The sequence below is a fragment of the Alteromonas halophila genome (genome assembly GCF_014651815.1).
Classification (GTDB): domain Bacteria; phylum Pseudomonadota; class Gammaproteobacteria; order Enterobacterales; family Alteromonadaceae; genus Alteromonas; species Alteromonas halophila.
Genome location: NZ_BMXP01000036.1, coordinates 1 through 561, shown reverse-complemented (window position 1 = coordinate 561; position 561 = coordinate 1). Strand labels below are relative to the sequence as shown.

Sequence of the window (561 nt, the reverse complement as noted above, 5' to 3'; positions counted from 1 at the left end):
CTGCCGCAGCTTCGGTATATTGCTTAGCCCCGTTACATCTTCCGCGCAGGCCGACTCGACTAGTGAGCTATTACGCTTTCTTTAAAGGATGGCTGCTTCTAAGCCAACCTCCTAGCTGTCTGTGCCTTCCCACATCGTTTCCCACTTAGCAATATTTGGGGACCTTAGCTGGCGGTCTGGGTTGTTTCCCTCTCCACGACGGACGTTAGCACCCGCCGTGTGTCTCCCGGATAGTTCTCATTGGTATTCGGAGTTTGCAAAGGGTTGGTAAGTCGGGATGACCCCCTAGCCTTAACAGTGCTCTACCCCCAATGGAATTCGTCCGAGGCTCTACCTAAATAGATTTCGGGGAGAACCAGCTATCTCCCGGTTTGATTGGCCTTTCACCCCCAGCCACAGGTCATCTCCTGACTTTTCAACGTCAGTGAGTTCGGTCCTCCAGTTGATGTTACTCAACCTTCAACCTGCCCATGGCTAGATCACCGGGTTTCGGGTCTATACCTAGCAACTATCGCGCAGTTAACACTCGCTTTCGCTACGGCTCCGCTATTCGCTTAACCT

Annotated in this window: 1 rRNA gene; it reads right to left on the bottom strand. The window is 52.6% G+C overall.

Annotated features, from left to right (window positions below):
* A 23S ribosomal RNA gene (locus tag IE054_RS17800) occupies positions 1 to 561 on the bottom strand; the annotation flags it as partial.